Below are 4,764 nucleotides of genomic sequence, written 5' to 3'. Positions count from 1 at the left end.
CTGTATTGCTCGACGGATTGCCTCTGTCGTCGTGGCGCTGCCGTGTAGAACCTGCCCCATAGTGCTTCCTTCCACTCATGCGAAAAGATTGCACCATCAAAGTCCGGGATTAAACACTTTAGTCGGCCGATAGCAGGCGGTCGTGCTGTGAAACGATCGCGTCCTTGCCTGTTGCACTCGGCTCGCACGCTCATGCTCATTCCATCTGGCCTAATGCAAGCCGTCCGGCCCCGTCGCTTGCACATGCGCTCCAACCGCGGTCACAGCAAAACCGCAATGGTCACCGCAGTGCAAGTCGTAGCGCCTCATATTTTTCAGTGGATTTGACAGATCTCAACCATCATCTTCCGTATTCGTTTGCCTTAGAATGCGCACTGCAACCGTACTCGCCCTATGACTTTCACTAAAAACTCATTACTGCTTTTCACACAATCTCTCGATGACAAGCCAATCTCGCTGATATAAAATTTGATCATCGCCGAAGATTAATCCTTAGTGTGTTTATAAGTTACTTTTCTATCCCTTCACTTGGTATCTCTTGATCCGCTGTGTGAGCAGCGAGAACGTCTCAACGGAATCGTCCTCTAGGTTGGAGCCGCTTATGTTTCGCGCGTCTGTAGGGATAAAGATTATGCGTACCAAGGGGTATGTTAGAACACAGGTGACGCATGCCTTGCGCGAGGGTAGCGCGAGCGCCTCCGTGCGGCCCGGCGCTGTTCCGATGGCAGGATGGGCTTGCAGCGCAGTGATCCCTGATCGGCCGCGCGATTACGTCGCTGCCTTTAAAGCCGCTCCCACGCACTTCGGCGCCCGCTACCGGAAGGGTGCCCCTCTCGGTGTGAATTTGCAGCTCAATGTGTCGCCGGATTGGATCAGAGAAGCCGGGGATCTGCACGATGAGCGGAACGAACGCAACCAGCGTCTCTATCACGCTGCCCTGGATTTCGTTCGAGACATAAAGGGTGTGGTCGCAGCCAGGATGGACCTCGACGAGGAAGGCGGAGGTGTGGTCGACATCTACGTTGCGCCGGTTTTTCCCCGCACCAACCGTCTTCGGAAAGACGGGAGCCGAGGTTCGGAGATCCTTGAGATCTCCGTGAGCAAGCTCAATGCCTTCTGGCGGGAGCAGAGTGGAGAACGGACGGGCTATTCCGGTCTTCAGACTCTATGGGCCGAATATTGTGCCAAAAATCTCGATTCCCGCATCCAGCGTGGCGACCGGAAGAGCGAGACTGGGCGAGAAAATCTCACGGTTCCCGAATTCAAGGCCGAGGCTGCCTACGCCAAGGCCCTGGTGGCAGAGGCCGAGGCGACTATAGAGCAGGCCCGCCGGGACAAGGCGGAGGTGGAGGAGGAGCGCCGAAGGCTTGCGGAGGGCGCTCAGGAAATCAGGGCTCTTGCTCAAGAACTGGAGCGAGAACGAAACCTTTTGCGCGCAGAAATCCAGATGTCTGAGGATGCCTATGAAGTGGCTCAAGCGGGTCTAGAGAAAACCGAGACGAAACTAGCAGAAAGACTCCGCCGGCTAGTTGAGGAGGAAGAGCGCCTCACGACAGCGCGGCACGAGCTCGCCAGCACCGAAACGCAACTCCGACGCGACCAGGAAGAGCTGGCTGAGAAGAAGCAGAAACTCAAAGCGCAGGAGGAGCGTCTGGCCCGGGAGCGAACAGAACACGCAACCAGAATACAGGCCGAGAACCAGTTCATGGAAAACCGGAGAGCCGATCTGGAGAAGGAAAGGATCTACCTGAAGAAAGTCCGGAGCGACCTGCAGAGCGCGCTTGGCGCGGTTGACCGCGATCAGCGGGATCTGGAGATCCAAAAGGCAGTCGTAATCCGAAACCGCACCGAGATCGAAGCCGAGCAAAAGAGGATCGCTCAGGAGCGTGAGCGATTGAGCCACCAATTCCGCGCCCAGGCCCAGTATGCAAAAGCATTGGAGACAGGATTGGAAATAATCGTCTCCGGGCAGGTGAGCTCGAAGGAAGCTCTCGAAGACCAGACGAGCCTCCAGCCCGCGATGGATCAACTTGTCTCCTTCTTCGACACCGTCCAAGAGATTGGCAAGATGACTGCCCGGGCTCAAAGATACGAGAATGCTTACAGGCGTAAACTTGAGGATTTAGAGAAACTTTCGGTCAAAGCGATTGCGGATGAAGAGCACGTCAGACGGCAGCTGGAAACGCTCACCAACGCGCTGGACCTGATTGAGCATATCGAGCTGCAACTTTCTCGAGGAGACCAAGAGAAAGTCTCTGAAGCGCGAATCGGGCTCGAGCGGGTCAACGTCATCCGGCGACCACCTCCCAGGAAACCTGCCCCGGGGCTGGAAATGTAATCGTCCCATTGCCGCCACGGGTTGTGGAGGCAGCTGGAAGACCTCAATCTTCCCACACAGCAAGAGAGCCAAGCGATAGAGGGCTGAATGGGTTACTTGGCAAGACTACGTGAATTGGAACTGGGTTCTGTCCCATCATAGTGAGAAGAACATGGGGGCAACCTCAAGCTATGAGATCAGCAAATGCCCACTGCCCACTCAATGGGCAGTGGGCCCATGCTCACCAGCTTTTCAGCAAGATCGCTTAATCGTCAGGGCAGCCCTTCCCTGCCCGTCACCCCTCCGGCGTCTTCCAGGCCGTATAGGTGATATAGGCCAAACGGATGAACAACAGCGTCAACGTTCGCTGCGTTGAGATCTCCATCACTCGTGGCTCGCCGGTCTCGCTATCATAGAGCAGCTGACAGGATTGTCCGGTCAAGTCCTCCCTCGTCGCGATCCACAACAGGTCGATGACCACCTGCCCTGGCGTATGAGTAACTACGTAGCCGCCGATGCGGTAAGACACTGGCGTGTTCCAGGATACCCGCCGCTCTCTGCCCTCCCCGTTCAGCTCCACATCGCCGATCCCGGCAGCACGCCCGCGAAAGCCAGGCCCGCGGCTCTGGAACAGGCCGGTGAACGAAATGCGCCGCCGGGGCGAGACCGGGATCAGCGCGATCAGCCGCCTCGCATCCTTGCAGGAAAATGTCGTGCCATCCATCGTCAGGCGATCGAGAAGCGCGTGCGCCTCGAGCCGAGCCTTCATCGGAAGGTCTTGATCGCTCACGCAGTTACTCACCTTTCACCTCCGCATCAGAAGGAGAAGCCGACGGCATATCCGGGGGTGCGTCTGTTGTCCCCTGCACCGATGGCTCGCCAACCGGGACCACGGTGATGATCTCCTCGCCCAGCACCAGCCGCACCATGTGCATGCCGGCAGCTTTCGCCTGCGCCAACCGGGCATCGAGTTCATCGCGCGGCAACCACGTATCCTCGAGATCGGGCTCGATCGATGAGTCCACGGAATGAGCCAGGATCCGCCCATCGATCCCGCCTTCCTCCAGAAGCAGGCCGTGGGAGGCAACCTGGTCGCGGAAACTGCGGTAGTGCTCCAGGACTGCCTCGCCCGGGGTGAGAGCCTTCAGGGCAAACGCGGTATCGATGCTTTTTAGAAGCGAGGCTGAAAAGCCTGCATCAACGAGCGTCTTGAGGCACGCCACATGCAGTTTATCCGGATCCGGCTCACCGCGGGCGATCTGTCCGATCTCCTCCTGCGCGATCTCAGTGGTCAGGACGAAGATCGCGTCGGCCAGGGAGATTCTTTCGCCAGACCCATCGTCAGCAAAGCCTTGGCTCCAGACGCTCATGAGGGTCTTGACGAGGTTGGGATGGGCCTTGTCGATATCGCGAAGCACGAACACGGTGTTGGGGTTATCTTTCACCGTGCGCAGAAGAGAGCGGACTTCTGTTCCGCCGGCGATAGGTGCAAAGATTTGGGCCAGGTCTTCTCCCTGGCTGGATGCCAGTTCATACACTCCGCCGCCAATCTTAAAGCAGGCGGCAAGGCCCGACGGCAGCCCGAGATGGTTGCCGTCGCTATTCGGGCCAGCAACGAGGAAGATACCGGGCCTGCGTTGTAGCGAGCTGAGAGCGAGGTGCCGACAGATCTCTGCCGCAAAGGCCGTGACAGCGGCCTCCTGTGCGATGAGGCGCTTACGGGTCTGGGTGACGAGTTCGAGCATGGCCTCGTCATGAGTGAGGGAGCGTGTCGACATGAAGTGTGTCTCTCGGGGAAAGGGTTGATGGGAGTGTGGCTGGCGCTCCTGACTTGAGGGGCCAGCCCGTTGCAGGGCGCGACGCTGTCATCCTCTCCAAGGCCGCACCGGTCTGGTTCGGCCTCAAGCGAAGCGTGCTTTGTCCTTTTCGGGATTTGCCTTATCTCGCCCTACACCTGTCCAGGTGCCGTCCCATCGTTCGCTTTTGGGATTGTGCCTTCCGGGGCTGTTACTTTCCCTTCTTCACCGCCGCCAACAGCGCCATGGTCCACGAGAATGCGGTGTTGAAACCGGTATCGCAGGCGCCTACATGAGACGTCTTTTGGCCGGGGCACGCCATTCGGTCGCTGATAAGCCGATCGCCCTCGCCTACCGGTTGCGATCTCGGAACCTGAGCTCAGGGATGGTTCGCGGTTGAGGTGTTCCGCACTTATCAATCACGATGCTGTTGGCGGCGAAGCCAGCTTGCCAGGGCCTTGATTGCCTTGTCTGCCGATGGTTGGATTTGGACTATCTACCAGGCCTGCTGGCCGCCTCCATCCACTCGCTGTGGAATCAAGCCGAAGTGCGACGGGTGATGGGTCATTGGTCTGTGGTCGGTCAGAGACTGCCGGGGCGGAGCAGGTCAGGGTTGCACAGCCCCGGCAGTCTCGGGTCCAGAGAACTCAT

3 protein-coding genes are annotated in these 4,764 nt (G+C 58.4%); 1 reads left to right on the top strand and 2 read right to left on the bottom strand.

What is annotated here, in order from left to right; genetic code table 11:
• Window positions 1–631: 631 nt before the first annotated feature.
• Window positions 632–2,338, top strand: coding sequence for a hypothetical protein (locus ACS5Q1_RS46655; protein WP_473104583.1), 1,707 nt, complete (start codon window positions 632–634; stop codon window positions 2,336–2,338).
• A gap of 274 nt (window positions 2,339–2,612) precedes the next feature.
• Here the strand turns inward: ACS5Q1_RS46655 and ACS5Q1_RS46650 are convergent, their stop codons facing one another.
• The gene (locus ACS5Q1_RS46650) at window positions 2,613–3,107 is read right to left on the bottom strand and encodes a hypothetical protein (protein WP_473104582.1); all 495 of its coding nucleotides are present in this window, start codon (window positions 3,105–3,107) and stop codon (window positions 2,613–2,615) included.
• A 4-nt stretch (window positions 3,108–3,111) separates the two neighbouring features.
• Complete coding sequence (locus ACS5Q1_RS46645) at window positions 3,112–4,095, bottom strand: AAA family ATPase (RefSeq protein ID WP_473104581.1); 984 nt, start codon at window positions 4,093–4,095, stop codon at window positions 3,112–3,114.
• Between the last annotated feature and the right edge of the window lie 669 nt (window positions 4,096–4,764).

This window comes from Microvirga sp. GN3 (genome assembly GCF_055792825.1).
Note: the sequence above shows the minus strand (reverse complement) of the source record. Positions and strands in the feature narration are given on the sequence as shown.